26 protein-coding genes are annotated in these 26,274 nt (G+C 69.9%); 6 read left to right on the top strand and 20 right to left on the bottom strand.

Translation table 11 applies throughout. The features are described from left to right. Positions 1-32 precede the first annotated feature (32 nt). Both AB0I66_RS41040 and AB0I66_RS41035 read right to left on the bottom strand, forming a co-directional pair. Positions 33-1,619, bottom strand: a complete 1,587-nt coding sequence (locus AB0I66_RS41040) for an FAD-binding oxidoreductase (protein ID WP_363213192.1) — start codon at positions 1,617-1,619, stop codon at positions 33-35. A 111-nt stretch (positions 1,620-1,730) separates the two neighbouring features. Further along, positions 1,731-1,886 (bottom strand): hypothetical protein, encoded by a 156-nt coding sequence (locus AB0I66_RS41035; RefSeq protein WP_363213191.1) that lies wholly within the window; start codon positions 1,884-1,886, stop codon positions 1,731-1,733. A gap of 119 nt (positions 1,887-2,005) precedes the next feature. Between AB0I66_RS41035 and AB0I66_RS41030 the strand changes: the two genes are divergently transcribed. Both AB0I66_RS41030 and AB0I66_RS41025 read left to right on the top strand, forming a co-directional pair. Continuing rightward, the gene (locus tag AB0I66_RS41030) at positions 2,006-2,827 is read left to right on the top strand and encodes a hypothetical protein (RefSeq protein ID WP_363213190.1); all 822 of its coding nucleotides are present in this window, start codon (positions 2,006-2,008) and stop codon (positions 2,825-2,827) included. Between the two features lie 120 nt (positions 2,828-2,947). Continuing rightward, positions 2,948-3,130, top strand: coding sequence for a hypothetical protein (locus AB0I66_RS41025; protein ID WP_363213189.1), 183 nt, complete (start codon positions 2,948-2,950; stop codon positions 3,128-3,130). Between the two features lie 64 nt (positions 3,131-3,194). Here the strand turns inward: AB0I66_RS41025 and AB0I66_RS41020 are convergent, their stop codons facing one another. Continuing rightward, positions 3,195-3,548, bottom strand: coding sequence for a metal-sensitive transcriptional regulator (locus AB0I66_RS41020; protein WP_363213188.1), 354 nt, complete (start codon positions 3,546-3,548; stop codon positions 3,195-3,197). A gap of 223 nt (positions 3,549-3,771) precedes the next feature. Here AB0I66_RS41020 and AB0I66_RS41015 point away from each other — a divergent pair, with 223 nt between their 5' ends. Both AB0I66_RS41015 and AB0I66_RS41010 read left to right on the top strand, forming a co-directional pair. Beyond that, entirely contained in the window at positions 3,772-4,392 is a 621-nt protein-coding gene (locus tag AB0I66_RS41015) for a DUF47 family protein (RefSeq protein WP_363213187.1), read from the top strand. Between the two features lie 9 nt (positions 4,393-4,401). Further along, complete coding sequence (locus tag AB0I66_RS41010; RefSeq protein WP_363213186.1) at positions 4,402-5,400, top strand: inorganic phosphate transporter; 999 nt, start codon at positions 4,402-4,404, stop codon at positions 5,398-5,400. Positions 5,401-5,538: 138 nt separating this feature from the next. On the opposite strand, the gene pstB is transcribed toward AB0I66_RS41010, so the two are convergent. From pstB to mshD, 11 genes are all read right to left on the bottom strand, one after another. After that, positions 5,539-6,315: a phosphate ABC transporter ATP-binding protein PstB gene (gene pstB / locus AB0I66_RS41005; RefSeq protein WP_363213185.1), complete on the bottom strand. Its 777-nt coding sequence runs from the start codon at positions 6,313-6,315 to the stop codon at positions 5,539-5,541. Between the two features lie 76 nt (positions 6,316-6,391). Continuing rightward, positions 6,392-7,441 (bottom strand): phosphate ABC transporter permease PstA, encoded by a 1,050-nt coding sequence (gene pstA / locus AB0I66_RS41000; protein WP_363213184.1) that lies wholly within the window; start codon positions 7,439-7,441, stop codon positions 6,392-6,394. Then, complete coding sequence (pstC, locus tag AB0I66_RS40995; RefSeq protein WP_363213183.1) at positions 7,438-8,460, bottom strand: phosphate ABC transporter permease subunit PstC; 1,023 nt, start codon at positions 8,458-8,460, stop codon at positions 7,438-7,440. The genes pstA and pstC overlap by 4 nt, the downstream gene beginning before the upstream one ends. A gap of 117 nt (positions 8,461-8,577) precedes the next feature. Beyond that, positions 8,578-9,708 carry a phosphate ABC transporter substrate-binding protein PstS gene (pstS, locus tag AB0I66_RS40990; protein ID WP_363213182.1) on the bottom strand — a complete coding sequence of 377 codons (1,131 nt, stop codon included), beginning with the start codon at positions 9,706-9,708 and terminating at the stop codon, positions 8,578-8,580. Positions 9,709-9,943: 235 nt separating this feature from the next. Further along, positions 9,944-10,366 (bottom strand): NUDIX hydrolase, encoded by a 423-nt coding sequence (locus tag AB0I66_RS40985; RefSeq protein WP_363213181.1) that lies wholly within the window; start codon positions 10,364-10,366, stop codon positions 9,944-9,946. Further along, positions 10,363-11,436 (bottom strand): CHAD domain-containing protein, encoded by a 1,074-nt coding sequence (locus AB0I66_RS40980; protein WP_363213180.1) that lies wholly within the window; start codon positions 11,434-11,436, stop codon positions 10,363-10,365. The genes AB0I66_RS40985 and AB0I66_RS40980 overlap by 4 nt, the downstream gene beginning before the upstream one ends. Next, positions 11,417-13,660, bottom strand: a complete 2,244-nt coding sequence (locus AB0I66_RS40975; RefSeq protein ID WP_363213179.1) for an RNA degradosome polyphosphate kinase — start codon at positions 13,658-13,660, stop codon at positions 11,417-11,419. The genes AB0I66_RS40980 and AB0I66_RS40975 overlap by 20 nt, the downstream gene beginning before the upstream one ends. Before the next feature lie 212 nt (positions 13,661-13,872). Further along, the gene (locus AB0I66_RS40970; RefSeq protein ID WP_363213178.1) at positions 13,873-14,844 is read right to left on the bottom strand and encodes an ABC transporter permease; all 972 of its coding nucleotides are present in this window, start codon (positions 14,842-14,844) and stop codon (positions 13,873-13,875) included. Beyond that, the gene (locus AB0I66_RS40965) at positions 14,841-15,746 is read right to left on the bottom strand and encodes an ABC transporter ATP-binding protein (protein ID WP_363213177.1); all 906 of its coding nucleotides are present in this window, start codon (positions 15,744-15,746) and stop codon (positions 14,841-14,843) included. Before AB0I66_RS40965 ends, AB0I66_RS40970 begins: the two co-directional genes overlap by 4 nt. Beyond that, positions 15,743-16,171, bottom strand: a complete 429-nt coding sequence (locus tag AB0I66_RS40960; RefSeq protein ID WP_363213176.1) for a GntR family transcriptional regulator — start codon at positions 16,169-16,171, stop codon at positions 15,743-15,745. The genes AB0I66_RS40965 and AB0I66_RS40960 overlap by 4 nt, the downstream gene beginning before the upstream one ends. Before the next feature lie 103 nt (positions 16,172-16,274). Further along, on the bottom strand, positions 16,275-17,198 hold the full coding sequence (gene mshD / locus AB0I66_RS40955; RefSeq protein ID WP_363213175.1) for a mycothiol synthase: 924 nt from the start codon (positions 17,196-17,198) through the stop codon (positions 16,275-16,277). 294 nt (positions 17,199-17,492) lie between these two features. Between mshD and AB0I66_RS40950 the strand changes: the two genes are divergently transcribed. Together AB0I66_RS40950 and AB0I66_RS40945 are read left to right on the top strand one after the other, a co-directional pair. Further along, on the top strand, positions 17,493-19,334 hold the full coding sequence (locus AB0I66_RS40950; protein WP_363213174.1) for a bifunctional metallophosphatase/5'-nucleotidase: 1,842 nt from the start codon (positions 17,493-17,495) through the stop codon (positions 19,332-19,334). Positions 19,335-19,431: 97 nt separating this feature from the next. Then, positions 19,432-20,742 (top strand): DUF2993 domain-containing protein, encoded by a 1,311-nt coding sequence (locus tag AB0I66_RS40945; RefSeq protein WP_363213173.1) that lies wholly within the window; start codon positions 19,432-19,434, stop codon positions 20,740-20,742. 4 nt (positions 20,743-20,746) lie between these two features. Here AB0I66_RS40945 and AB0I66_RS40940 read toward each other — a convergent pair whose 3' ends face one another. The 6 genes from AB0I66_RS40940 to AB0I66_RS40915 all read right to left on the bottom strand — a co-directional run bounded on the left by AB0I66_RS40940 (position 20,747) and on the right by AB0I66_RS40915 (position 26,196). Then, positions 20,747-22,120, bottom strand: a complete 1,374-nt coding sequence (locus AB0I66_RS40940; protein ID WP_363213221.1) for a HAMP domain-containing sensor histidine kinase — start codon at positions 22,118-22,120, stop codon at positions 20,747-20,749. A 26-nt stretch (positions 22,121-22,146) separates the two neighbouring features. After that, positions 22,147-22,887, bottom strand: coding sequence for a response regulator transcription factor (locus tag AB0I66_RS40935; protein ID WP_363213172.1), 741 nt, complete (start codon positions 22,885-22,887; stop codon positions 22,147-22,149). Between the two features lie 44 nt (positions 22,888-22,931). After that, entirely contained in the window at positions 22,932-23,159 is a 228-nt protein-coding gene (locus AB0I66_RS40930) for a hypothetical protein (RefSeq protein ID WP_363213171.1), read from the bottom strand. Positions 23,160-23,195: 36 nt separating this feature from the next. Beyond that, a complete protein-coding gene (locus AB0I66_RS40925; RefSeq protein ID WP_363213170.1) occupies positions 23,196-24,221 on the bottom strand; it encodes a trypsin-like peptidase domain-containing protein in 1,026 nt (341 codons plus the stop codon). A 104-nt stretch (positions 24,222-24,325) separates the two neighbouring features. Then, the gene (locus tag AB0I66_RS40920) at positions 24,326-25,348 is read right to left on the bottom strand and encodes a LacI family DNA-binding transcriptional regulator (protein WP_363213169.1); all 1,023 of its coding nucleotides are present in this window, start codon (positions 25,346-25,348) and stop codon (positions 24,326-24,328) included. 23 nt (positions 25,349-25,371) lie between these two features. After that, positions 25,372-26,196, bottom strand: a complete 825-nt coding sequence (locus tag AB0I66_RS40915; RefSeq protein WP_363213168.1) for a response regulator transcription factor — start codon at positions 26,194-26,196, stop codon at positions 25,372-25,374. Positions 26,197-26,274: the final 78 nt, after the last annotated feature.

The following is a 26,274-nucleotide window of genomic DNA, read 5'->3' as shown; positions in this document are numbered from 1 at the left end:
GAATGCCCGGACGTCAGAGAGCCTGCGCGAAGTCAGAGAGCCTGCGCGTAGTCGAAGAAGCGCTTCGGGTCGTACTGCTTCTTCAGCTTCTTCAGGCGGGGGGCCGCCGGACCGTAGTAGGCCTCACGCCAGTTCTTCAGGGTCGGGTCCGCGTAGTTCTGGTACGCCGCTCCGGACGCGTACCGGCCCATCGCCCCATGAGCCGTTTTCAGCCAAGCCTGGGCCGGCTTGCCGGACGTGCCCGGGCGCCAGGCCGCGATGTACTGCGCCAGCATCCGGGAGCGGCGGTGCACGAAGGCGGTGGCCGTCGGGTCGACCCGGTTGATCGCGCCGCCTAGGGCGGTGAGGGCGATGCTGCCCGCGCTCGCGCCGGTCACGTTCTCCACCTGGGTGAGGAGCGTGCGGATGCCGGCCGCCGACAGCGACCGGTCGAAGAAGTCCGAACTCGCCGCGTACGTCTCGCGGTTCAGGGCGCCTTGCGGGCTGCGCCCCGGCGTCGTGCCGGGCAGATGGCACTGGGCGTCCGACGAGAACGACGAGCAGCCCGCGTACACCTCCATCGACTCCTCGTACGAGCGCCGCTTCAACGACACGCTGCGGGCCGGGGCGCCGATCTTGTCGGCCAGGCGGTCCACCGCGTTCTGGAGTTCGCCGTACGTGCCCAGGGAGAAGCACGCCACCGACACCGTGGGCGTCCCGCCCGGCGTGTTCGCCAGGTGTGCCGACGACCAGATCTCGTCCGGCTGGGCGGGGCCCCACTCCTGCCACGCCTTGATGACCGCCGCCGCCTTCGACCAGGGCCAGCTCATGTACGCGGAGACGCCCTGCGGGGCCGCGTGCGTGCGGAACCGGAGCTCCGTCACCACGCCGAAGTTCCCGTTGCCCGCGCCCCGCAGCGCCCAGAACAGGTCCTTGTTCTCGCTCTTGCTGGCCGTCAACTGCTTGCCGTCAGCCGTGATCAGCGTCGCCGACGTCAGGCTGTCGCAGGTCAGGCCGTACGCCCGCGAGACCACCCCGTGGCCGCCGCCGAGGGTCAGGCCCGAGACGCCGACGGTCGGGCAGGAGCCCGCCGGGATCGTCACGCCCTTAGCGGCGAGCGCGCGGTAGACGTCGATCAGCTTCGCGCCCGCGCCGACCGTGGCCGTCGAACCACTGGCCCGCGTCTTGTTCAGCTTCGACACGTCGACGATCAGGCGTCCCGTGCCGGACGACCAGCCCCCGTAGGAGTGGCCGCCGTTGCGTATGGAGACCGGGACGTCGTGCGCGCGGGCGTAGGCCAGGGTCGTGCGGATGTCGTCCGGGTTCGCCACGTACGCGACCGCCGTCGGCTTCAGGCTGTCGTAGCGCGTGTTGTAGAGCTGCCGGGCCGCCGCCCACTGGGCCTCTCCCGGCTTGACCAGGGCGCCGTCCAGGTCCTTGGCGAGGGCGGTGAGGTTCGCCGCCGCCGACGCGGCCGCGCTCGACGTACGGATGGGGGTGCCGGAACGGGAGCCGTCCGCGCTGCGTGAGGTCGCGCCGCTGCCGGTGCCGCCTGTGCCGGAGCCGGACCCGGAGCAGCCCGCCGCCGCGAAGGCCGCCGCGGCCGCCGCCGTGGTGCCGATGAACGTACGCCGTTCCATGTCGCCCCTCCCGTTGCTTTCCCGGAGTACGAGACGGCGTGCGGGACCCATGGGTTCCGTCGAGCGGCAAGGGGAGTTGTGCGGAAAGCGGCAAGGCGGCCGGGTGGCGGGCTATTCGTGGGAGGAGTGGGACTCCGCGTCCGTCCTGGCCTTGCTGCGCGCTCTGCGGGCCGGGCCGCGCCAGCCGCAACTGCACCTGGCCGCGCAGAAGCGGCCCTGTTCGACCGTCGTCGTGCGGTGGGGTTCGTCCTGTTGCTCCTCTGCCACGGACCCACGGTACCCATGCCGGGTTAACGCTCTTCCGCGTGACGGGTCAACGTACCGGTCGTTACACGGAACGACAGGGGGCTACAAACCTCGCGGGAAGGCTTGGGGGTAGTCGGGCGATGGGTCAGCAGCGAAGGCGCACGGGCGGAACGGCCGTCACGGCCGCGGCGGTGGGTCTCATGGCCGTCGCCACGGGCTGTGCGGGCGGCGGAGCCGCGGCCGACGACGGGCGCAGCTCCCCCCAGGACGCCGTCGACGCGGTGCGGGACTCCGCCGACGCCCTTGTCCGCGCGGGCAGTTCCAAGGCGCGTACGTCCATGGAGATGGCCAGCGGCGGGACCCGCGTGACCATCCGTGGGCAGGGTGCGTACGACTTCAGGCGGCAGGTGGGGCGGTTCGTGGTGGTGCTGCCCAAGGACCCCGCCGGGGACGAGGAGCACCGGCCCATCACCGAGCTGATGGCGAGCGGCGCGCTCTACATGAAGAACCGCGGAGCCGGGGTGCCCGCCGACAAGTGGGTGCGCATCGACACGGCGTCGCTCTCGGACGGCAACCTGGTCACGGGCGGCGCCACCGATCCGCTCGCCGCGGCGGAGCTGCTGCGGGGCGTGAGCAAGGCGTCGTACGTCGGGGAGACCGCGGTGGCGGGCGTCCAGGTGCGGCACTACCGCGGGACCGCCGACCTGCCGGCTGCCGCGAAGTCCGCGTCAGAGGGGCAGCGGCGGGCCCTGGGCGCTGCGGCGAAAGGGTTCAGCAAGGGCGGGGTGCCGTTCGACGCGTACCTCGACGAGCAGGGGCGGCTGCGCAAGCTGCGGCAGCACTTCAGCGTCGCGAACGCCGAGGTCGCATCGACCACGCTGCTGTTCGACTTCGGGGTACGGGTGGACGTGCGGCTTCCGGCGAGCGAGGACATCTTCGCGGGGAAGATCGCCGAGAAGTAGGGTGCACGGCTAGTCGCGCCCGGGGGTATGGAAATGGTCCGTCCGTGCCATGCGCGGTGTGTAGGCCGCTCCCTACTCTAGGAAGTCGGTACCGGCAGGAAGCAAGGTCAGGAAGAGGTGATGAACGTGGCTCTGGTGCGCGGTACGACTGTTCAGGACCACGTTGCCCTTGCCGAGATCGAGCTGTGCGGTGAACTCATCATCGCGGCGTCCGCCGCCGCGGAGCGTTTGAGCGCCGACCGCATTGACGAGGTCCTGAACGTCTTCAGCGACGTGGAGCAGCTGGGCAATAACCGGGACTAGACCCGGGCCCCCGGTTTCCCGGGGTGCGGAGCGCGGCCCAGCCCCTGCCGCGTCACGCGAAGGATCAGGTGCGCATCATGCGGGCGATGGCCTTGGTGGCCTCCTCGACCTTCGCGTCGATCTCGTCGCCGCCCTTGACCGCCGCGTCGGCCACGCAGTGCCGCAGGTGCTCCTCGAGGAGTTGGAGGGCGAAGGACTGCAGGGCCTTCGTGCCGGCCGAGACCTGGGTGAGTATGTCGATGCAGTAGGTGTCTTCCTCGACCATCCGCTGCAGGCCGCGGATCTGCCCCTCGATGCGGCGCAGCCGCTTGAGGTGCTCGTCCTTCTGCTTGTGGTAGCCGTGGACGCCCTGGTCGTGGCCGGGCTCGGAGGGCGCCTCGGTGTTCATGGCCACACCGGCCGCATCGGTGGTCGTCATCGCGTCCTCCTGCTTGGACAGTCACTTCGCTGGGCAGTGATAGGAAAAGCCACTGGCTCGCCTGGCTTCCTATACCCCTAGTGGGTATAGGATACTCGATTGCTCGGGGGGCGTGCTGATCACTGTGCCTGATGGGCGACACTGGGGTCTGGCCGGTTAGCCGTGGCCGGATGATGCGCCTAGCATCAGCCTGACCGAATCCAAAGCACCCCGAGGACCCCACGTGCGCTTTCGTCTGACCCCCAGGGAGACGAGCTTCTACGACATGTTCGCCGCATCCGCGGACAACATTGTCACGGGCTCGAAGCTCCTGATGGAACTGCTCGGGGCTGACGCCTCCGCCCGAGCCGAGATCGCAGAGCGTATGCGGGCCGCGGAGCACGCTGGAGATGACGCCACCCACGCGATCTTCCACCAGCTGAACTCCTCCTTCATCACGCCTTTCGACCGCGAGGACATCTACAACCTCGCCTCGTCCCTCGACGACATCATGGACTTCATGGAGGAGGCCGTCGACCTGGTCGTCCTTTATCAGGTCGAGGAACTCCCCAAGGGCGTCGAGCAGCAGATCGAGGTGCTCGCGCGGGCCGCCGAACTCACGGCGGAGGCGATGCCCAATCTGCGGACGATGTCCAACCTCACCGAGTACTGGATCGAGGTCAACCGCCTGGAGAACCAGGCCGACCAGATCCACCGCAAGCTTCTCGCCCAGCTCTTCAACGGCAAGTACGACGCCATAGAGGTGCTGAAGCTGAAGCAGATCGTCGACGTGCTCGAAGAGGCGGCCGACGCGTTCGAGCATGTCGCGAACACGGTGGAGACCATCGCGGTCAAGGAGTCCTGAGGCCTCTCCATGGACACCTTCGCTTTGGTCGTGACCATCGGCGTCGCGCTCGGATTTACGTATACGAATGGCTTTCACGACTCTGCGAATGCCATTGCCACTTCCGTCTCCACGCGTGCGCTGACGCCTCGCGCGGCACTCGCGATGGCCGCCGTCATGAACCTCGCCGGTGCCTTCATGGGCAGCGGGGTCGCCAAGACGGTGAGCAAGGGCCTGATCGAGACGCCCGAAGGCAACAAGGGAATGTGGATCCTCTTTGCCGCCCTGGTGGGCGCCATCGTGTGGAACCTCATCACCTGGTATTTCGGGCTTCCTTCCTCCTCGTCCCATGCCCTTTTCGGCGGAATGGTCGGAGCCGCGCTCGCCGGTGGTATCGGGGTGATCTGGTCCGGAGTGCTCGACAAGGTCGTCATTCCGATGTTCATCTCGCCCCTTGTCGGTCTCGTCGCCGGTTATCTGGTGATGTGCGCGATCATGTGGATGTTCCGGAAGTCCAACCCGCACAAGGCCAAGCGCGGATTCCGTATCGCGCAGACGGTCTCGGCGGCCGGAATGGCGCTCGGACACGGTCTGCAGGACGCGCAGAAGACCATGGGCATCGTGGTGATGGCCCTGGTCATCTCCGATGTGCAGGACGCCGACGCGCCCATTCCGATCTGGGTCAAGATCGCCTGTGCGCTGATGCTCTCCGCCGGTACGTACGCGGGTGGCTGGCGCATCATGCGTACGCTCGGACGCAAGATCATCGAGCTGGACCCGCCGCAGGGATTCGCCGCGGAGACCACCGGCGCGGGCATCATGTTCACCACCGCCTTCATGTTCCACGCGCCGATCTCCACCACGCACGTGATCACTTCCGCGATCATGGGTGTGGGGGCCACGAAGCGGGTCAACGCGGTGCGGTGGGGCGTCGCCAAGAACATCATCCTGGGCTGGTTCATCACGATGCCGGCCGCGGCGATTGTCGCTGCGCTGAGTTTCTGGCTGGTCAATCTCGCGTTCTTGTAGCAATGCGGTGCAGTGAGACAGCGGTGAACTGAGACAAAGGAAAGGCCCGCCCCCCGGGAGCCAGGGGGCGGGCCTTTCTTGTTGCCCCTGCGGTGGCACCGCCATGCAGCACCGCGGGGAGTCTGTGCTCTGCCGGAATTATCCGAAGCGGCCCGAGATGTAGTCCTCGGTCGCCTGTACGGACGGGTTGGAGAAGATCCGTTCCGTCTCGTCGATCTCGACGAGCTTGCCGGGCTGGCCGACCGCCGCGAGGTTGAAGAAGGCCGTGCGGTCCGAGACGCGCGCCGCCTGCTGCATGTTGTGCGTGACGATGACGATCGTGAAGCGCTCCTTCAGCTCACCGATCAGGTCCTCGATCGCGAGCGTGGAGATCGGGTCCAGGGCCGAGCAGGGCTCGTCCATGAGCAGGACCTGCGGCTCGACCGCGATCGCACGCGCGATGCACAGGCGCTGCTGCTGGCCGCCGGAGAGGCCGGAGCCGGGCTTGTTCAGGCGGTCCTTGACCTCGTTCCAGAGGTTGGCGCCCTTCAGGGACTTCTCGACGATGTTGTTCAGCTCGTTCTTCTTGTACGAGCCGTTGAGCCGCAGGCCCGCCGCCACGTTGTCGAAGATCGACATCGTCGGGAACGGGTTGGGGCGCTGGAACACCATGCCGATCGTGCGGCGCACGGCGACCGGGTCGACACCGGGACCGTAGAGGTCCTCGTCGTCCAGGAGCACCTTGCCCTCGACGCGGCCGCCGGTGGTGACCTCGTGCATGCGGTTGAGGGTGCGCAGGAAGGTGGACTTGCCGCAGCCGGAGGGGCCGATGAAGGCCGTCACGGAGCGGGGCTCCACGGTCATCGAGATGTCCTCGATGGCCTTGTGGGCACTGTAGTAAGCGGTCAGGCCCGATACGTCGATTCGCTTGGCCATGTGGATCACTGCCTTAAGGGGATTGCGAGAGGGTCGCTGATGTGGCCTCCGTCGGCGGAGCCGACTCATGGATGCCTTAGCGACCCGTCTTGGGGGCCTTCCAGCGGGCTACGCCGCGGGCCGCCAGGTTGAGGATCATGATGAAGCCGATGAGGGCGAGCGCGGCCGCCCAGGCGCGGTCGTAACCTGCCTGGTTGCCGGCCCCGTACTGCTGGTAGATGTACAGCGGCAGGGAGGCCTGCGAGCCCTCGAACGGGTTCGTGTTGATCATGGGGTTCACCCAGACCAGGAGCAGCACCGGCGCGGTCTCGCCCGCGATACGGGCGACCGCGAGCATGACGCCCGTGGTGATGCCGCCGATCGCGGTGGGCAGGACCACCTTGAGGATGGTCCGCCACTTCGGGATGCCGAGGGCGAGTGACGCCTCCCGCAGCTCGTTCGGGACGAGCTTGAGCATCTCCTCCGTGGAGCGCACGATCACCGGCATCATCAGGATGGCGAGCGCCATGGCGCCGGCCCAGCCCGAGAAGTCGAAGCCCAGGATCAGGATCCAGAAGCTGAGGACGAACAGGCCCGCGACGATCGACGGGATGCCGGTCATGACGTCCACGAAGAACGTGACGACCTTGGCGAGCTTCCCGCGCCCGTACTCGACGAGGTAGATCGCGGTGAGCAGGCCGATCGGCACGGCGATGGCGGAGGCCAGGAGCACCTGCTCCAGGGTTCCGATGATCGCGTGGTAGATGCCGCCGCCGGGCTCGTCGTCCGCGACGACGCCCATGGAGTGGGTCAGGAAGTAGCCGTTGAAGACGGTCGAGCCGCGCTCGACGGTCTCGTAGATCAACGAGGCCAGCGGGACGACCGCCAGCAGGAACATGACCCACACCAGCGAGGTGGCGAGCCGGTCCTTGGCCTGCCGGCCGCCCTCGACGGTGACCGCGGCGGCGTACGAGACGCCGATGAAGAGGATGGCCGCGATCAGGCCCCACTGAATACGGCTCTCCAGGCCGGCCCCCACGCCGATGCCGACGGCGACGGCGGCGGAGCCGAGCGCGACGACGGCCGGCGTCCAGCGCGGCAGGCGGGCGCCCCGCAGGCTCGCGGGCTTGGTGATGGTGGCGCTCATGCGTTGGCCCCCGAGTACTCCTTGCGGCGCGCGATGATCATGCGGGCCGCGCCGTTGACCAGCAGCGTGATGATGAAGAGGACCAGACCGGAGGCGATGAGCGCGTCACGGCCGTACTCGGTCGCCTCGTTGAACTTGCTGGCGATGTTCTGCGCGAAGGTGCCGCCGCCGGGGTCGAGCACGGACGCGCTGATCAGGAAGGTCGGGGAGAGCACGGTGGCGACGGCGATCGTCTCGCCGAGCGCGCGGCCGAGGCCCAGCATCGAGGCGGAGATGACGCCCGAGCGCGCGAAGGGGAGCACCGACATGCGGATGGTCTCCCAGCGCGTGGCGCCGAGCGCGAGCGCGGCCTCCTCGTGCATCTTCGGGACCTGGAGGAAAACCTCACGGCTGACGTTCGTGATGATCGGCAGGATCATGATGGCGAGCAGGATGCCGACCGTCATCAGGGAGCGCGGGGCGCCGCCCTGGTACTCGAAGATCCCGGTCCAGCCGAAGTAGTCGTCGAGCCAGCTGTAGAGACCGGTCAGGTTGGGTGCGACCACGAGGGCGCCCCAGAGGCCGTAGACGATCGACGGCACGGCGGCCAGCAGGTCGATCACGAAGGCGATGGGGGTCGCCAGCTTGCGCGGCGCGTAGTGCGAGATGAACAGCGCGATGCCGATGGCCACGGGGACGGCGATCACCAGGGCGATCACCGAGCTCACCACGGTGCCGAAAACCAGGACCGCAATGCCGAAGAACGGCTTGCCACCGGTGGTGGCACCGGCCGGGTCCCATTCGAAGGTGGTGAGGAAGTTGCCCGTGTTGTCCGCGAGGGCCAGCGTCGCGCGGTAGGTCAGGAAGGCCGCGATGGCGGCCATGATCACGAGGAGCGTGATGCCGGAGCCGCGCGAGAGACCGAGGAAGATCCGGTCGCCGGGGCGGGTCGCGCCGCGGCGGGGGCTCTTGGGGGTGATGCCCGAGGGCTTCACGTCATTGAGGGGTGGGGGTGCTGTCGTACTGCTTGGTATATCCATAGGATTCTCCGGTCTGCGGAGCCGATCACCGCTTCTGCAGCGGGAGTTGCTCCTGGCGGCGGTGCACCGGACGGTGCGGCCGGCCCTGGAAAGCGGGGCCGGCCGCACTCGGTTCGACTAGCTCAGGCCCGCGACGGTCGTGCGGACCTTGGAGATGATCTCGGCCGGGATCGGCGCGTAGTCGTTCTCCTTGAGGACGTTCTGGCCGTCCTCGCTGGCGATGTAGGTCAGGAAGGACTTGGTCGCGGCGAGGGTCTCGGCCTTGTTGCCCTTCTCGCACAGGACCTCGTACGTCACCAGGGTGATCGGGTACGCGCCCTCGGCGGTGGGCTTGTAGTTCAGCTCCAGGGCGAGGTCGTTGCCCTTGCCGACGACCTTGGCCTCGGAGATGGCCTTGGAGGCGTTGTCGACGGTGGCCTTCACCGGCTCCTTGGCGTCGGTCTGCAGGTCGACCGTGCTGATGCCGTCGGAGGCGTAGGAGAGCTCGAAGTAAGAGATGGCGCCGGCGGTCTGCTTGACCTGGCCCGCGACACCGGAGGAGCCGTTGGCGGACTGGCCGCCCTTGGCCTCCCAGGACTTGCCGGGCTCGTACGACCAGGCGGAGGGGGCCGCCCCCTTGAGGTACTTGGTGAAGTTGTCCGTGGTGCCGGACTCGTCGGAGCGGTGGAACGCCTGGATCTTGGTGCCGGGGAGCTTGGCGTCCGGGTTCAGCTTCTGGATGGCCTTGTCGTCCCAGGTCTTGATCTTGTCGTCGAAGATCTTGGCGAGGGTCTCGGCGTCCAGGACGAGGTTGTCCACGCCGGGCACGTTGTAACCGACGGCGATCGGGCCGCCGACCATCGGCAGGTCGATGGCCTGGCTGTTCTTGCAGACCTTCTTCGACGCCGCGATCTCCTCGGGCTTCAGCGCCGAGTCGGAGCCCGCGAAGGCGGTCTGGCCCTGCATGAACGCGGTGATGCCGGCGCCGGAGCCCGTCGGGTTGTAGTTCAGCTGAACGTCCTTGCAGGCGGTCGAGTAGACCTTGCGCCAGGCGTCGATGGCGTTCTTCTGCGCGGACGAACCGGAGGCCGCGAGCTGACCCTTGGCGTCGTCGCACTTGATGTTGGCGTTGGCGTTGGTCTCCTTGCCGGTGCCACCGCTGCCGCCGCTCGTGTCGTCGGAGCCGCACGCCGTGAGGGCCAGGGCGCCGGAGACGGCGATGGCGCCGAGGGAGAGGGCGCGGAGCCGGTTCTTGCGCTGAAGCTTCACTTTCGGGTCTTCCTTCCGGGAGCCGCCGGCCCTTTGCTGGCGGCGTGCGAGGTCTTCGTCGTTCCGGTGCTGCGGTCGTGCTGTCCTGCGGCCGTGCTGTCCTGCGGTCGTACGTTGTGTTGTAAGGCTGAAATTAGGCAGGGCAGGTGAAGCGGCCGATGGGCATGAGTGAACGGCGGGTGAACCTCGGCGGTCGGCCTGGTTAGGCAGGGTGTCACGGAACGTGGTGGATCTGTCACGCCACGTTAAGGGTGCCGAGCAAGGCGTCGACCAGCTGCTGGTCGCGGAGCTGTGTGAGGCGGTTGCGGGCCGCGGTCGGCGAGAGCCACAGGATGCGGTCGACCTCGCTGTTCGGCGTGAAGTGGCCGTCCGTCGCCTCGGCAGCCCAGTAGCTGACCTCTTTGGGGCGGCCCTGGGCCACATAGCGGACCGTGGGGAGCCGGGCGCCGGGGTCGCAGCGGTGGCCGGTCTCCTCCTCGACCTCGCGCAGGGCGCCGGCCAGGGGAGTCTCGGCTCGCTTCAGCTTGCCCTTGGGGTGCGACCAGTCGTCGTACTTCGGCCGGTGGACCAGGCAGATCTCCAGGCGGCCGTCGAAAGGGGAGTGGCGCCACAGGACGCAGCCCGCGGCGCGGACGACCTCGCCCTCGGGGCGCGTCACCGGGTACTCGCCCCCTCCGTCTCCCGGAGCCAGGCCTGGTGGAACGCGAAGCGGGCCGCTTCCACCTCGTGGCGCTGGTCGGCGTGCAGGACACCGAGGGCGTACGCGGTCGCCGGGGCGATGCGGGGGGTGCGGGCGGCCGTCGCCGCGGCCGACGCGGCGTCCGCGGCCTCGCGGTGGCGGTCGAGCGCCCGCCCGGCGTCCGCGAGGCGCAGGTCCCCGCCCGGGCCGCCGGTGAGGACCTCCTGGGCGTACCTGTGCAGGCGAAGGAGGGCGCGGGTCGTCAGCCAGGGGGCGTCCTGCGCCTCGGGGGCGGTGTCGGCGGCGAGGCCGTGCGTCAACGCCTCCGCGTTGTACGGGTGGCCCGCCTGGCCCAGGGGGAGCGCGGCGACGGCTTCGGCGAGGTTCTCCTCGGCGGTTGCGGCCAGCGGTTTCAGGTCCTCCGTCGCCCGGGTCAGCGGGACCTCGCTCGCCAGTACGGCCACGTTGTCCGCCACGGCGTGGAAGCGGGAGGAGCCGAACGCTTGCAGCGCGGCGGAGTGGGCCCGCGTGCGGGCGAGGGTCAGCTGGCGCTCCAGCAGTGCTGCGGCCTTGGCCGCGCCTACCGTCAGGCCCCGCGGTGCGCCGCCCCGTTCGTCGGCGCCCGGCGGTGTGGGCTGCGCCCACCCGTTCCGCCGTGCGGAACGCCTGCCCACGGCCAGGACGTCATGGCCCCCCGGTGCCGGCACCCCCGGCGTACCCGAAAGGCGGTGCAGCGCGTCCAGCAGGCGCTCCAGGCGGGTCGCGAACGCGTGCTCACTCGCCAACGTGCCGGAGAGCCATGCCAGTTCGGGCCGCAGCCCCGCCGCCCACTCCTGGTCGAGCAGCGGGCGGAAGGTGTGCAGGGTGCCGCCGATGCGGCGGGCGGCGCGGCGCAGGGCGCGGGCCGCCTCCAGGGACTCCTCCGCCCCCTGCGCGTCCGTCGACGACTCGCGGTGCAGCCGCAGCGAGCGCAGGAACTCCGTGGCCTGGCCCTGCAGATAGGCCGACAGGACGTCGCCTGTCGTCGTCTCATGGTTTAGCTGTGCCACGCCGGCGCCTCCGGGCGTCAATGAGCATCTCCTGTACGTTCCGCAGGGGCTGGCCCTCCGGATCCAGCGCGTGCCGGGTCCAGTTGCCGTCGGCGCCCAGGTGCCAGGAGGCGGTGGTGTCCGACATGCCGGTCTCCAGGAGCCGGCTCAGCGCCGCCCGGTGTGCCGGGTCGGTGACCCTGACCAGCGCCTCGATACGGCGGTCGAGATTGCGGTGCATCATGTCGGCGCTGCCGATCCACACCTCGGGTTCGCCCGCGTTGCCGAAGGCGAAGACCCGGGAGTGCTCCAGGAAGCGGCCGAGCACCGAGCGCACCCGGATCGTCTCCGAGAGCCCCGCGACGCCGGGCCGCACCGCGCAGATCCCGCGTACCCACACGTCCACCGGCACACCGGCCTGCGAGGCGCGGTAGAGCGAGTCCACGACCGCCTCGTCGACCATCGAGTTGACCTTGATGCGCACATAGGCGGGACGGCCCGCACGGTGGTGCTGGATCTCCTTGTCGATGCGCGAGATGAGCCCGTCGCGCAGGGACTTGGGGGCGACCAGGAGGCGGCGGTAGGTCTCGCGGCGCGAGTACCCCGAGAGCCTGTTGAAGAGGTCGGACAGGTCGGCGCCCACCTCCTGCTTGGCGGTGAGCAGCCCCAGGTCCTCGTAGAGCCGGGCCGTCTTGGGGTGGTAGTTGCCGGTGCCCACGTGGGAGTAGCGGACCAGCGAGTCGCCCTCCTGGCGGACGACGAGCGAGAGCTTGCAGTGCGTCTTCAGGCCGACCAGGCCGTAGACGACGTGGCAGCCCGCCTCCTCCAGCTTGCGCGCCCACTTGATGTTCGCCTGCTCGTCGAAGCGCGCCTTGATCTCGACCAGGACGAGCACCTGCTTGCCCGACTCGGCGGCGTCGATCAAAGCGTCGACTATGGGGGAGTCGCCCGAGGTCCGGTACAGCGTCTGCTTGATCGCCAGGACGTCCGGGTCGGCGGCCGCCTGCTCCAGGAAGGCCTGCACGGACGTCGAGAACGAGTCGTACGGGTGGTGCAGCAGCACGTCACGCTCGCGAAGGGCGGCGAAGATGTCCGGCGCGGACGCGGACTCCACCTCGGCGAGGTCGCGGTGCGTGCCCGCGATGAACTTCGGGTACTTCAGCTCGGGCCGGTCCAGGGACGCGATGCCGAAGAGCCCGGTCAGGTCGAGGGGGCCCGGCAGCGGGTAGACCTCGGCCTCGCTGATCTTCAGCTCGCGTACGAGCAGGTCGAGGACGTTCCGGTCGATGGACTCCTCGACCTCGAGGCGCACGGGCGGCCCGAAGCGGCGCCGCATGAGCTCCTTCTCCAGGGCCTGGAGGAGATTCTCGGCGTCGTCCTCCTCCACCTCCAGGTCCTCGTTCCGGGTGAGCCGGAACATGTGGTGCTCCTGGATCTCCATGCCCGGGAACAGCTCCGCGAGGTGCGCGGGAGCGGCGATGACGTCCTCGATGGGGACGTAGCGCTGGGGGGAGGCCTCAAGGAAGCGGGAAAGGAGCGGCGGCACCTTCACCCGCGCGAAGTGCGTGTGCCCCGACACCGGGTTGCGCACGACCACGGCGAGGTTGAGCGAGAGCCCCGAGATGTACGGGAAGGGGTGCGCCGGGTCGACCGCGAGGGGGGTCAGGACGGGGAAGATCTGCTGCCGGAAGAGCGTGAAGAGGCGGGACTGCTCCTTCTCGGTCAGCTCGTTCCAGCGGACCAGGTGGATGCCCTCGTCGGCGAGGCCGGGGGCGACGTCCTCCTGGTAGCAGGCGGCGTGCCGGGCCATGAGTTCGCGGGAGCGGTTCCAGATCAGTTCCAGGACCTCGCGGGGCTGCAGGCCTGAGGCCGAACGGGTGGCGACGCCGGTCGCGATGCGCCGCTTCAGCCCTGCCACCCGGACCATGAAGAACTCGTCCAGGTTCGAGGCGAAGATCGCCAGGAAATTGGCCCGTTCGAGGAGCGGGGTGTTCGGGTCCTCGGCGAGCTCCAGGACGCGCTCGTTGAAGGCGAGCCAGCTGCGCTCCCGGTCCAGGAAACGGCCCTGCGGCAGCTCCTGGCCGTCGTGTCCCACCTGGCCGTCCTCGTCGTACGCGTCGAGATCGGCGTCGATGTCGGGGTCGAGGTCGGACACCGCCGCCGACAGCGTGTGCGGGCGGTGCGCGGCGATGGAGCCCACGGAGGGCTGGGCGTGCTGGACACCTTGCGTGCTGGGCTGGCTCATGGCCCCATTCTTCCGCGCGGGGACCCCGATGGGCGCGTCGGAGAGTGCCGGGGCGATGACGAGCTTCCCGTTCATGGGGGGAGGGTCGGGCACGGCGGGCTGCATTGAGCGAGGGTCGCAAGCCAGTCTGAATCACTGGTTACGGCGACATGACGTGCGGGACATGTGCGGGAGACCCCCGGACGTCTACACGTCCGGGGGCGATGCGCAACTCAGGCGGCGCGGCGCCGCAGCACGCGGAAAGCGGCGTAGGCGACTGCGGCGGTGAGGGCGAGGACGATGCCGGTCTCGATCAACTGGACGTACCAGAAGTGGGAATGGGGGTGGACGTCGGCGTACCAGCCGGCGACCTTGGTGTCGGACGGGCAGGGGAAGTTGGCCTTCAGGTCCGGGGAGCACTGTCCGGTGAGGAAGCGTTCCCCGGCGGCGTTGTGGACCCCCATGTCGATGATGAGGGAGTCCACGGGGACCTCGTGCATCGTGTAGTCCGTGGACGTGCCCGACGCGGGCCCGGAGAGGGTCTTCACCGGGAACAGCTGCCAGCGCACATTGCCCATGAGCAGCAGTACGAGCCCGGTGACGAGGCCTCCGGTGGCCAGCGCCACCAGCGTGCGACGCATCAGGAGACCGGCGAGTGCGCCGACCATGACGCCGAGCAGGCAGTACGCGACGAGGACCGGGCCGATGGACTCGTAGACGCCGCGGTCGGCCCACCCCAGGTCCCACATCCCGCCGATCCCGGACCGGCCGCCCCAGAAGACCGCCATCAGGGCGAGGCCGCCGGCCACGCTCGTCACGGCGAAGACCGTGAGCTTCGACATCAGCCAGCGCGCGGGCGACACCGACTGGGTCCAGGCGAGCTTGTGGGTACCCGACTCCATTTCGCGGGCGATGACCGGGCCGGCGACGAAGGCGCCTATCAGGACGGGGATCAGGAGCATCCCCAGGGAGTAGTTTTTCAGGAACTCGTACAGCAGTGTCCGGGCGCTGGAGAAGCCGAGGAAGGTGTCGCAGGTGCCGTTGGAGGTGCAGGGGCCGGTCGGCTCGGGGTAGGCGTAATTCGCCCAGCGGAGAAAGCCCGTCACCACGGCGGCGAGAACGACGAGACCGAGGCCTGTGCGCAGTGCGCCGCGGTGCACCCGGACGTCGGCCCAGCGGGAGCCGCGCAGCAGAGGGGCGCTCATGCCGTCACCTCGCGCTGACGCGAGACGGGCGCGGTGCTCGGCGTCAGTAGTTCAGGCGCGTCCGGCGAGCGCAGATGTGCCAGCAACAGTTCCTCCAGGGAAGGTTCTTCCAGCTCCCAGTCTTCGGTGACCCGGCCCTCCGGGCGGATCAGTGCGGTCAGGCCGCGCCCGGTGGCCCGGGATTCGACGACCGTGTGCGGGGCGAGCTCCTCGACCGGGCGCCGCCCGGTGACCAGCGCGTGCGCGGCCACGAGGTCGTCGATGCCCCCGCCGAGCCGCACCCGCCCCCCGGAGACAAGCAGCAAGTAATCGCAGGCGTCGGCCAGTTCGCCGACTATGTGCGAGGACATCACCACGGTGGTGCCGTGCTCGGCGGCCTCGGCCATCAGCGTCCCCATCAGCTGATGCCGGGCGAGCGGATCGAGGTCGGCCATCGGCTCGTCCAGGAGCAGGAGTTGGGCCCGCTTGCCGAGCGCGAGGGCGAGCGCGACCCGCGTGCGCTGCCCACCGGAGAGCGTCCGCACGCGCAGCTTCGGGTCCAGGTCACCCTCGCGTACGACACGTTCGGCGAGGGCGGCGTCCCAGCGCCCCGGGTTCAGCTCGGCGCCAAGACGCAGCGTGTCGGCGATGCTGAGCTGCGGATAGAGCGGCTTGTCCTGGGCGACGTACGCGATGTGTTCCCGCGCGGCGGCCGGGTCGGTGCCGAGCACGGTGAGCGTGCCCCCGGTCGGCCTCATCAGCCCGGCGGCCAGGGCGAGCAGCGTCGACTTGCCCGCGCCGTTGGGTCCGACGACCGCACAGATCCTGCCGGCGGGCAGCCGGAAGGAGCAGTCGCGCAGGACAGGGCCCTGCCGCCCGTAACTCTTGGCCAGCGCGGCCGCCTCGATGGCGGTGTCGGTCATGCGGGGTCCCCCTTGGTCACGTGCTGCTCCGAGTGCGTTGCGTGCTCTGACTGCGTGAACTGCTCTTCCAGCACGGCGCCGAACAGCGCCGCGACGTCGTCCCTCTCCAGACCGGAGGCGCGGGCACGGGCGGCCCACTGGCTCAGCTCGCCGCGCAGCGGTGAGTCGGCGGGCGCGGAGCCCAGCGACTTCCGTACGAAGGTGCCGAGTCCGCGGCGGGCCTCCACCAGGCCCTCGCGTTCCAGTTCGCGGTAGGCCTTCAGGACCGTGTTCGGGTTGATGGCCGTCGCCTCGACGACCTCACGGGCCGTGGGCAGCTTGTCGCCCGGTTCCAGCAGGCCCAGGCGCAGGGCCTGTCGGGTCTGCTGGACGATCTGGAGGTAGGTGGCGACGCCGCTGCGCCGGTCGATACGGAACTCGACCATGCCCTTGCACCACCCTTTCACTAATTGAGTAGTGAAAGGGTGGTGCAAGAAAAGGGCGGCGTCAAGTGACGCCGCCCCTGTGGGAGTTCGCTCGCGGGTACGCCTACGACTCCGTGCGGTACATCAGGTCCGTCTCGTGCGTGACGAACCCGAGCCGCTCATAGACGCTCACCGCCGCCTTGTTGTCCGCGTCCACGTACAGCATCGCGGTGGGCAGGCCCGCCGCCGCCAGGTGGTCGAGGCCGATCGTCGTCAGCGCCTTTCCGAGGCCGCCGCCCTGCGCGCCGGACCGTACCCCGAGGACGTACACCTCGCCCAGGCCCTCGTCCGCGTGCACCTTGGTCCAGTGGAAGCCGACGAGCTCGCCGTCCTTCTCCGCCAGGAAGAAGCCCGCCGGGTCGAACCACGGCTCGGCCTTGCGGTCGTCCAGGTCGCGCTGGGTGAGCGAGCCCTGCTCGGGGTGGTGGGCGAAGGCGTCGGCGTTCACCGCGAGCCAGGCAGCGTCGTCCTGACCGGGGACGAAGGGGCGTACGGAGACACCCTCGGGAAGGACAGGTGCGGGCAGGTCCAGGTCACTCAACGACCGGCGCATCTGACGCAGTTCGCGGAAGAGGGTCAGGCCCAGGACCTGCGCGAGGTGCCGCGCGGCCGAGTGGCCGCCGTGCGCCCAGATCCGCAGCCGGCGGCCGGACTCGGCGAGCAGCGCGGTGCCAAGGGCCCGGCCGTGCCCGCGGCCGCGGTGCGCGGGGTGCACGACGAGCTCGGCCGCCGGCGCCTCGATGGGGTCGGTGTCCTCCAGCTGCGCGTACCCGACGAGATCGCCGTTGAGGCCGAGCAGCAGGTGCCGCACCCCGTCCCGCGCGCCGCCCCGCAGCTGCAACCGCCCCTGCTCGGACACGGCCTGCTGGCCGTCCGAGCGGGCCGCTTCCGCGATGAGGCCGAGCACGGCGTCGGCCTGGTCGGAGGTGAGGGCGGCGACGGTGTCGATCTGCCGCATGGTGGCGGGAGGCTGCTGCTCGTCAGTCATGGAGTCGAGGGTACGGCGGCGGCCGGTCGAGCAGCAGATCACGGACGTACTCACGGCTCGCGGGGGAGTGCACGACGGCGTGCGCGCCACTGTCGCCGCACCCGGCCGGCTTCGCCCCCGTACGCCCCTGCGCGACCGCCCGAAGTGACCGAAGTGTCCGCAACGCCCCCGACGTGCCCCCTGACGGCAACCACCTCGTAACCCGTAACCCCCTGTCGCGCTACGCGCGTTGACCTTAGGCTGCGCGGTGTTTCACCACCCTCAGCCCGTCTCAGACCTCTCCCAGGGGGACACGTGCCAGTCACTCCTCAGCCGCGTCGGCCAAGACGCCGCGCCACCCGTGTGCTCGCCGCCGCGGCCGGTCTCGCCACGCTCGGTGCGCTGGTCGCCGCGCTGCCCGCGAACGCCGGGCAGTCCGCCGGACAGGACGCGGCGGGCGCGGCGGGTGCGGGGGGCAAGAAGCGCACCGTCGACGTGCAGCTGCTGTCCTTCAACGACTTCCACGGCAATCTGCAGCCCCCGGCCGGGTCCTCGGGCCAGGTGACGGAGAAGCAGGCCGACGGGACCGAGAAGAAGATCGACGCGGGCGGCGCCGAGTACCTCGCCACGTCCCTTCGTACGGCCCGCAAGGGAAAGCCCTACAGCGTCACGGCGGCCGCCGGTGACCTGATCGGCGCGAGCCCCCTCCTGTCCGGCCTCTTCCACGACGAGCCGACGATCGAGGCGATGAACAAGCTCGGCCTGGACGTCACCAGCGTCGGCAACCACGAGTTCGACGAGGGGGCCAAGGAGCTGGCCCGCATGCAGAACGGCGGCTGTCACCCCAAGGACGGCTGCTTCGAGAAGGGCAAGAAGTTCAAGGGGGCCGACTACCCCTACCTCGCGGCCAACGTCACCGACGAGAAGACGGACAAGCCCGTCCTCAAGCCGTACTGGGTGTGGAAGCACAAGGGCGTCAAGGTCGGCTTCATCGGCGTGACGCTGGAGGGCACCCCCGACATCGTCTCCGCCGACGGCGTCAAGGGCCTGAAGTTCCACGACGAGATCGAGACGGTCAACAAGTACGCCAAGATCCTCGACAAGCAGGGCGTGAAGTCGATCGTCTCGCTCATCCACGAGGGCGGCGCCCCCGCGAGCCAGACGTACAACTACAACTGCGACTCGCCGGGCGCCGGCGACGGCATCTCCGGCCCGATCACCACCATCGCCAAGGGCATCTCGCCCAAGGTCGACGCCCTGGTCACCGGGCACACGCACTCCGCGTACGTCTGCACCATCCCCGACCCGTCGGGCAAGCCCCGCATGGTCACGTCCGCCTCGTCCTACGGGAAGCTCTACACGGACACGACGCTCACGTACGACCGCAAGACGAAGGACATCGTCCGTACGTCGGTGAAGTCGGCGAAGTCGGCGAACCACGTGGTCAGCCGTGAGCAGGCCAAGGCCAAGGACATGACCTCGCTCATCGGGCGCTGGAACAAGCTGGCCGAGCCCGTCGCCAACAAGCCGGTCGGCTACATCTCCGCCGACATCCCCGGCCGCGGCGCGTCAGTGCCCGAGGCGCCGCTCGGCGACCTGATCGCGGACGCGCAGCTCGCGCACGGCAAGTCCCTCGACCCCGAGACGGACCTGGCGCTGATGAACCCCGGCGGCATCCGCTCCGACCTCGTCCACAAGGCGAGCGGGAGCGAGGGCGACGGCGTCGTCACGTACGGCGAGGGCTTCACCGTCCAGCCGTTCAGCAACACCGTCAATCTGGTCGACCTGACCGGCGCGCAGCTGATCACCGGTCTGAAGCAGCAGGTGAGCGGGTCGAACGAGGCATCGCCGAAGATTCTGCAGATCTCGGACGGCCTGACGTACACGCTCGACATGACGAAGTCCGGCGCCGACCGTGTGGTGACGGACTCGATCAAGCTGGGCGGTTCGGCGATCGATCCTGCCGCCACGTACCGTGTGGCGATGAACTCCTTCCTCGCGGGCGGCGGCGACGGCTTCGCCGAGCTCGGCAAGGGCACGAAGCCGCTGGTCGGCAGCGATGACCTGAAGGCGTTCAACGACTACCTGACCGCCAACTCCTCGGCGGACAAGCCGATCGCGCCGCCCAAGGCGGACAGGATCACCGTCGTGAAGTGAATGACGCGTTAACAGACGCACTCAGAAGGCGGCCCAAATCGGTCGTTACTGGGCGTAAGGCTTGGGGTGGGGTGTGAACGTATGGTGAAATCAGCTGATGCGTTCCCCCCACCGCATAGCCACGCTTCCGCCCGATCACAACCAGGCTAATCCGTCTGATGGTTGGCACGCCGAATCGGTTCCCCCCGAAGCAGCTCCAGCGGCGGCAGAGACGACCGCCCCGCTCAACCCGTACGACGAGCTCGGCGCCCTCGCCTCGCCGAACCCGCTGGAGGACTTCCTCCGCGACACGGACGACGACGACAGCGCGGCCGGCGCCGACAAGGCCGACGCCCCCTGGCAGCCCCCGAACCACCGCCGCGGCAGCCGCCGCCGCGTGAACCGGTTCGCCGGGCTCCCGCTCGCCGCGAAGGCCGTCGTGGCGCTTCTGGTCGCCACCGCGTTCCTCGGGCTCGGTGACCGCTGGGCCCTGCTCTACGCCGAGCACGAGGCCGCGGAGAAGCTCAAGGACACCCTGCACCTGAGCGCCACCCCCGAGGTCGACATCGAGGGCTTCCCCTTCCTGACCCAGGTCGTCGACAAGCGCGTCGACAAGGTCAAGGTCACCGTCCCGGACGTCGCGGCCGACCGGATCTCGCTCGCCCAGGTCTCCGCCACCGCCGAGGACGTGACGATCACCGGCGACGGGCCCACCGACATCAAGGGCGCCCTCATCCGCGAGATGAAGGGCGAGGTGCTGCTCTCCTTCGACGACCTGAACCGTGAACTGGGCGCGTCACAGGTCACGTTCACCGGCCACGGCAGCGACCAGGTCCTCGCCCGCGGCACGCTGCCCGTCGCGGGCCACGACCTGAAGCTGCGCGCGGACGCCCGCATCCAGCGCAACGGCGACCGCGGCATCTCCACCGACATCGGCAGGATGAGCCTGCAGATCGGCGACCTGGCGACCTACCGCCCCGGCACCCGCGAGTCCGAGGGCCTGCACCTCAGCAAGAAGTCCGCGGACCGCCTCGCCGAGGAGACCGCCAAGGCGAAGGCGCTGCTCTCCGTGCCGTCGATCGTCAAGCGGCTCGGTGTCCCGGACTCCGTGGTCAGCGGCGCCCTGAAGAGCGACACCAAGCTCCACGATCTCGTCGGATCGCCCCGCTTCATCAACGACGTGATGGGCCTCAACCTCATCGACGTCGCGATGGGCCACCCCGAGCTCCTGAAGAAGCTGGGCCTGGACCCTGGCCTCCTCAAGGGCCTCGCCGGGCTCACCCGCCCCGTCCTCACCGACCGCCTCACGCTCGCCTTCCAGCTGCCGAAGCTGCCGGGCAAGGGGAACGTCTGGCTGCAGGACGTGAGCGTGCAGCAGGACGGCATCCGGGTGCGGCTGAGCGGTACGGGCCTGGGGATCGGCAAGTAGCGGCTCACACGGCGGTGGGGGGCGGGGTCGGCGCTCCCGGCAGGCGGACCGTCGCCACGGTCCCGCCGCCCCCGGCGGGCCGGAGCTCCACCTCGCCGCCCGACTGGTGCACGGTGCGGGCCACGATGGACAGGCCGAGGCCCGATCCGGGGAGGCTGCGGGCCGACGGGGAACGCCAGAAGCGGTCGAAGACGTGCGGGAGTTCGTCGGTGGGGATGCCGGGGCCGTGATCGCGGACGGTCAGCGCGCCGCCCTTCAGGGCCACCTCGACGGAGGAGCCCGGGGGGCCGAACTTCACCGCGTTGTCCAGGATGTTCACGATGGCCCGCTCAAGGGCCGCGGGCTCGGCGCGTACGTACCAGGGGGCGAGGTCCGCCTCGAAGGTCAGCTCGGGGCCACGCAGCCGCGCCCGCTCGAGGGCCGCGTCCACGACTTCGTGCAGGGCGACGACCTGCACCTTTCCGCTCTGCCCGCTGTCCGTGCGGGACAGCTCCTGCAAGTCGCCGATCAGCGCCGCCAGTTCGGTCATCTGCGCGGTCACGGAGGCGAGCAGCGCCTTGCGGTCGTCGGGCGGGATGGCCCGCCCGGTCTCCTCGCTGCGGGCGAGCAGCTCGATGTTCGTACGGAGCGAGGTGAGGGGGGTGCGCAGCTCGTGCCCTGCGTCGGCGATGAGCTGCTGCTGGAGGTCGCGGGACGAGGCGAGCGATGCGGTCATGGAGTTGAAGGAGCGGGAGAGCCGGGCGATCTCGTCGTCGCCCTCGGCGGGAATCCTGAGGTCCAGGTCCTCGGTGCGGGCCACGTGCTCGACGGCCGCGGTGAGCTCGTCGACGGGGCGCAGGCCGGTGCGGGCCACCCAGAGGCCGGCGGCGCCCGCACCGATGACGCCGATGCCCGCTGCCGCGGCGAGCAGCAGCGCGAGCCTGTTCAGGGGGGCGTCGACCTCGGAGAGCGGGCGGGCAAGGGACACCGTGAAATCGCCCTGCATCTGCGTCAGGACGCGCACCGACTCGCCGTCGTCGGTCTCGCCGTCGTGCAGGGTCTGCTCCCGAAGGCCCCGGGCCACCTGCAGATCGTCGCCCTCCACCACGACGGGTGTGGAGCCGCGCCCCACGCAGCGCGTGCCGTCCGGCTGGACGACCTGCACGAAGACCGTCGTGGTGCCGGGCGCCGTCTCGTCGTTGGGGGAGCTGTGCGTGTCACGACAGGGAGCGACCGTGTCCGCGAGGTAGGGCCCGCCGACGTTGAGGCTGCGCAGCGAGTCGTCCATCTGCTCGCGCAGCTGCGAGCGGGTCAGGAGCCAGCACGACACCGCGACGGCGGCCACCGCCAGTGCCACCGCGCACGCCACCAGCAACGCGAGCCGCGAGCGCAACGGCATCGTGCGGTAGCGATGGAAGAACCCGCTCACTCGCCGACCCCGGTGGACCCCGGCCGCAGCACATACCCCACGCCCCGCACCGTATGGACCAGGCGAGGCTCGCCCCCCGCCTCCGTCTTGCGGCGCAGGTACATGACGTACACGTCCAGGGAGTTGGAGGACGGCTCGAAGTCGAAGCCCCAGACCGCCTTCAGGATCTGCTCCCGCGTGAGCACCTGACGCGGATGCGCGAGGAACATCTCCAGGAGGGTGAACTCCGTGCGGGTCAGCTCCACGGTCCGGGCCCCCCGCGTGACCTCCCGCGTCGCGAGGTCCATCCGCAGGTCGGCGAAGGCGAGCGTGTCGCCTTCCTCGGCCTGCCCCGCTCCGGCGGCGTACGAACTGCGGCGCAGGAGCGCCCGGATGCGGGCGAAGAGCTCGTCCAGCTCGAACGGCTTGACCAGGTAGTCGTCGGCGCCCGCGTCGAGCCCCGTGACACGGTCACCGACGGTGTCGCGCGCGGTGAGCATCAGGATGGGCGTCAGGGAGCCGGTCGCGCGCAGGCGCCGGGCGGCGGTGAGGCCGTCCATGCGGGGCATCTGGATGTCGAGTACGACCAGGTCGGGGCGGTAGGCCGCCGCCTTCTCCAGCGCGTCGGCGCCGTCGACGGCGACCTCCGTCCCGTACCCCTCGAAGGCGAGACTGCGCTGCAGCGCCTCCCGCACGGCGGGCTCGTCGTCGACGATCAGGATGCGCAGCTGTTCGCGGTCGCCTTCGGCGGGGCTCATCGGCTCGTTACTTCCTCGGGTGCGGGCGGTGGACGGGGCCGGTATCAGCCTCGCACGCGCGCGCGGGGCTTGCGGCGTGCGGCGGGCCGGGAGGACGGTGCCGTGGCCGTGGCCACTTCGGGGGCGCGGGACGCGGAGGCGCCGTGCAGTTCCCCGGCCACGGCGAGCGGGAGGCCGAGGCCCGCCGGATCGGTGTCTGGCGTGCTGCCCCAGCCGAGGGTGGCGGCCAGGGCGTGCCGGGCGCGGTTGACGGTGATCAGGGGTCCGGGCATGGCGGCCTCCAGGTGCTCCGGGGGGAGTGGTCGGGGTCAGTCGGTCGAGCCGGCCCGCAGGGTGTCCAGGTCGGCCTTGACCGTGTTGATCGGGATGGCGAAGCCGAGGCCGACGCTGCCGGAGCCCGACTCGGAGCCGGCCTGCGACGAACTGGGCGAGTACATCGCGGAGTTGATGCCGACGATGTTGCCGTTCATGTCGATGAGGGCGCCGCCGGAGTTCCCCGGGTTGAGCGAGGCGTCGGTCTGCAGGGCCTTGTACGTGGTCTTCGACGAGCCGGTGTCGCCGTTGAACTGCTCGCCGCCGTACTCGAAGGGCCAGTTGCCGCCGCCCTGCTGTTGCTGCTGCTGTCCCTGGTCCTCGTCGGTCGAGACGGTGACGTCCCGGTCGAGGGCGGAGATGATGCCGCTGGTGACGGTGCCGGTCAGGCCCTCGGGGGAGCCGATCGCCACGACGTCGTCGCCGATCTTGACGTTGTCGGAGTTGCCGAGGCTCGCGGGCTTGAGCCCGGAGGCGTCCTTGAGCTTGATCAGCGCCAGGTCCTTCTTGCTGTCGGTGCCGACGACCTCGGCGTCGTACGTCTTCCCGTCGTTCGTCGTCACCTTGACCGACGAGGCACCGGAGATCACGTGGTTGTTCGTGATGATCTCGCCGTCCTTCGTGATGATCACGCCGGAGCCGGTGGCCTCGCCCGAACCGGACTTCGCGCTGATCTCCACGATGCTGGGGCTGACCGCCTCGGCGACACCGGCGACGGTGCCCTTCTGGCTGGTGGGCACGACGTTCGTGTTGGTCGCGCTGCTCGACGTGCCGTCCTTGCCGGTCAGCTCCTGGAAGGCGTACGCGGTGCCGCCGCCGACGGCCGCCGCCGCGATGGCGACCGCGGCGAGCAGGGCCATGGGTCCCTTGGCCCGTCGGCGCGGCGGCTTCGGGGGCCGCGGCTCTTCCGATGCGAAAGCGGGCGGGGGCGGGTACGCGCCCTGCGTACCGCCATGGTGAACAGGCGCTGACGACTGCTGCTGCTGGGGGTACTCGCCGCTGTGGCGGAAGGTCTCGGTCATGGGTTCAAGGCTGCGCGGCGTTCATGAGAGGCGGCTGAGTGCGCCCTGAGAACACCGGTAGAAGTGCGTATGCCCCATATAAAGCCGCCCGGGGCGGGGGTACGTCAGTTGCAGCCGCAGGACTGCCGGACCACGAGACGCGACGGGAACAGCTTCAGGCGTTCCCGGCGCGAACCGGCGACCCGAAGCCCGTCGTCCAGGACGAGGTCGACCGCGGCGCGCGCCATCGCGGGGCGGTCCGAGGCCACCGTCGTCAGCGGCGGGTCCGTGAGCCCCGCTTCCTTCACGTCGTCGAAGCCGGCCACGGCCAACTGCTCCGGCACATCGATCCGCAGCTCACGAGCCGCCCGCAGGATGCCGATCGCCTGGTCGTCGGTGGAGCAGAAGATCGCCGTCGGCCGGTCCGGCCTGGCAAGCAGCTCAAGCGCCATCAGATACGCGTCGTACCGGTTGTACGGAGCCTCGAAGAGCCGTCCCTCGACCGAGCGCCCGGCCTCCCGCATCGCACGCCGCCAGCCCTCGACGTGGTCGGAGACGGGGTCGCCGACGGTCGGGGTGTCGGCGGTGCCGCCGACACACGCCACGTACTCATGGCCGTGTTCGAGGAGGTGACGGGTGGCGAGCTGCGCGCCGCCGAGGTCGTCCGTGACGACCGCGACGTCGTCGATCGCCTCGGGCCGCTCGTGAAGCAGCACGACCCGCGCGTCCCACGCGTCGATCTCGGCGGCGGCCTGATCCGTCAGACCGTGGCTGACGAGGATGAGACCGGAGACCCGCATGCCGAGGAAGGCCCGCAGATAGTGGGCCTCGCGCTCGTCCACGTAGTCCGTGTTGCCGACGAGCACCATTTTTCCGCGCTCGGAGGCCGCCTGCTCCACGGCATGCGTCATCTCCGCGAAGAACGGCTGCCGCGCGTCCGGCACGATCATGCCTATGAGGTCGGTCCGCCGCGACGCCATGGCCTGGGCGACCCGGTCGGGCCGGTAGCCCAGCTCCTTGATCGCGGCGAGTACACGCTCGCGCGTGGCCGGGGCAACCGGCCTAGGTCCGTTGTTGATGACATAGCTGACGACGGCGGTCGAAGTACCCGCAAGTCGCGCAACGTCATCCCGAGTCACCTTGGCCACGCGCGGAGTCTACGCGGATGGAACTACCGCTGGGCAGGGCGTACGGCAGCTTCCTTCGGCGCGGAGTTCGCGGCGGACGCGGCAGGTGCCGCCGCGCGCGTCGGGATCTCCCGGTGCTCGCCCTCGGCCGGCGGAGTCGCCGCCTTCGCCCTCTTCTCGTCGGCAGCGCGTTCGACCTTCTCCGGCGTGACGAAGCGGTAGCCGACATTCCGGACGGTGCCGATCAGCGACTCGTGCTCCACGCCGAGCTTCGCGCGCAGGCGCCGTACGTGGACGTCGACCGTCCGCGTGCCGCCGAAGTAGTCGTAGCCCCACACCTCCTGGAGCAGCTGGGCCCGCGTGAAGACGCGCCCGGGGTGCTGCGCCAGGTACTTGAGCAGCTCGAACTCCTTGAAGGTCAGGTCCAGGACCCGCCCCTTCAGCTTCGCGCTGTACGTCGCCTCGTCCACGGAGAGATCGCCGTTGCGGATCTCCATGGGGGAGTCGTCGGCGGTGATCGACTGGCGGCCCATCGCGAGCCGCAGCCGCGCCTCGACCTCGGCGGGACCCGCGGTGTCGAGAAGGACGTCGTCGATGCCCCAGTCGGCGGTGACGGCCGCGAGGCCGCCCTCCGTGACGACGAGGACCAGCGGACAGCCGGGTCCCGTGGAGCGGAGGAGCTGGCAGAGGCTGCGGACCTGCGGGAGGTCACGGCGGCCGTCGATCAAAATGACGTCGGCACCAGGGGTGTCGACGAGGGCCGGGCCTTCGGCGGGGGCCACCCGCACGTTGTGCAGCAGCAGGCCGAGGGCGGGAAGCACCTCCGTCGACGGCTGAAGGGCATTCGTGAGGAGCAGCAGAGAACTCATCGCCGCCCACCTGCCTGGGTCGTCATACGGTTGTGCACGTTTCGCTCGCCCATAACGTCGGTTCCTCCTCGGTCCCTG

It is taken from the genome of Streptomyces sp. NPDC050439 (genome assembly GCF_040655335.1).
GTDB lineage: Bacteria > Actinomycetota > Actinomycetes > Streptomycetales > Streptomycetaceae > Streptomyces.
Note: the sequence above shows the minus strand (reverse complement) of the source record. Positions and strands in the feature narration are given on the sequence as shown.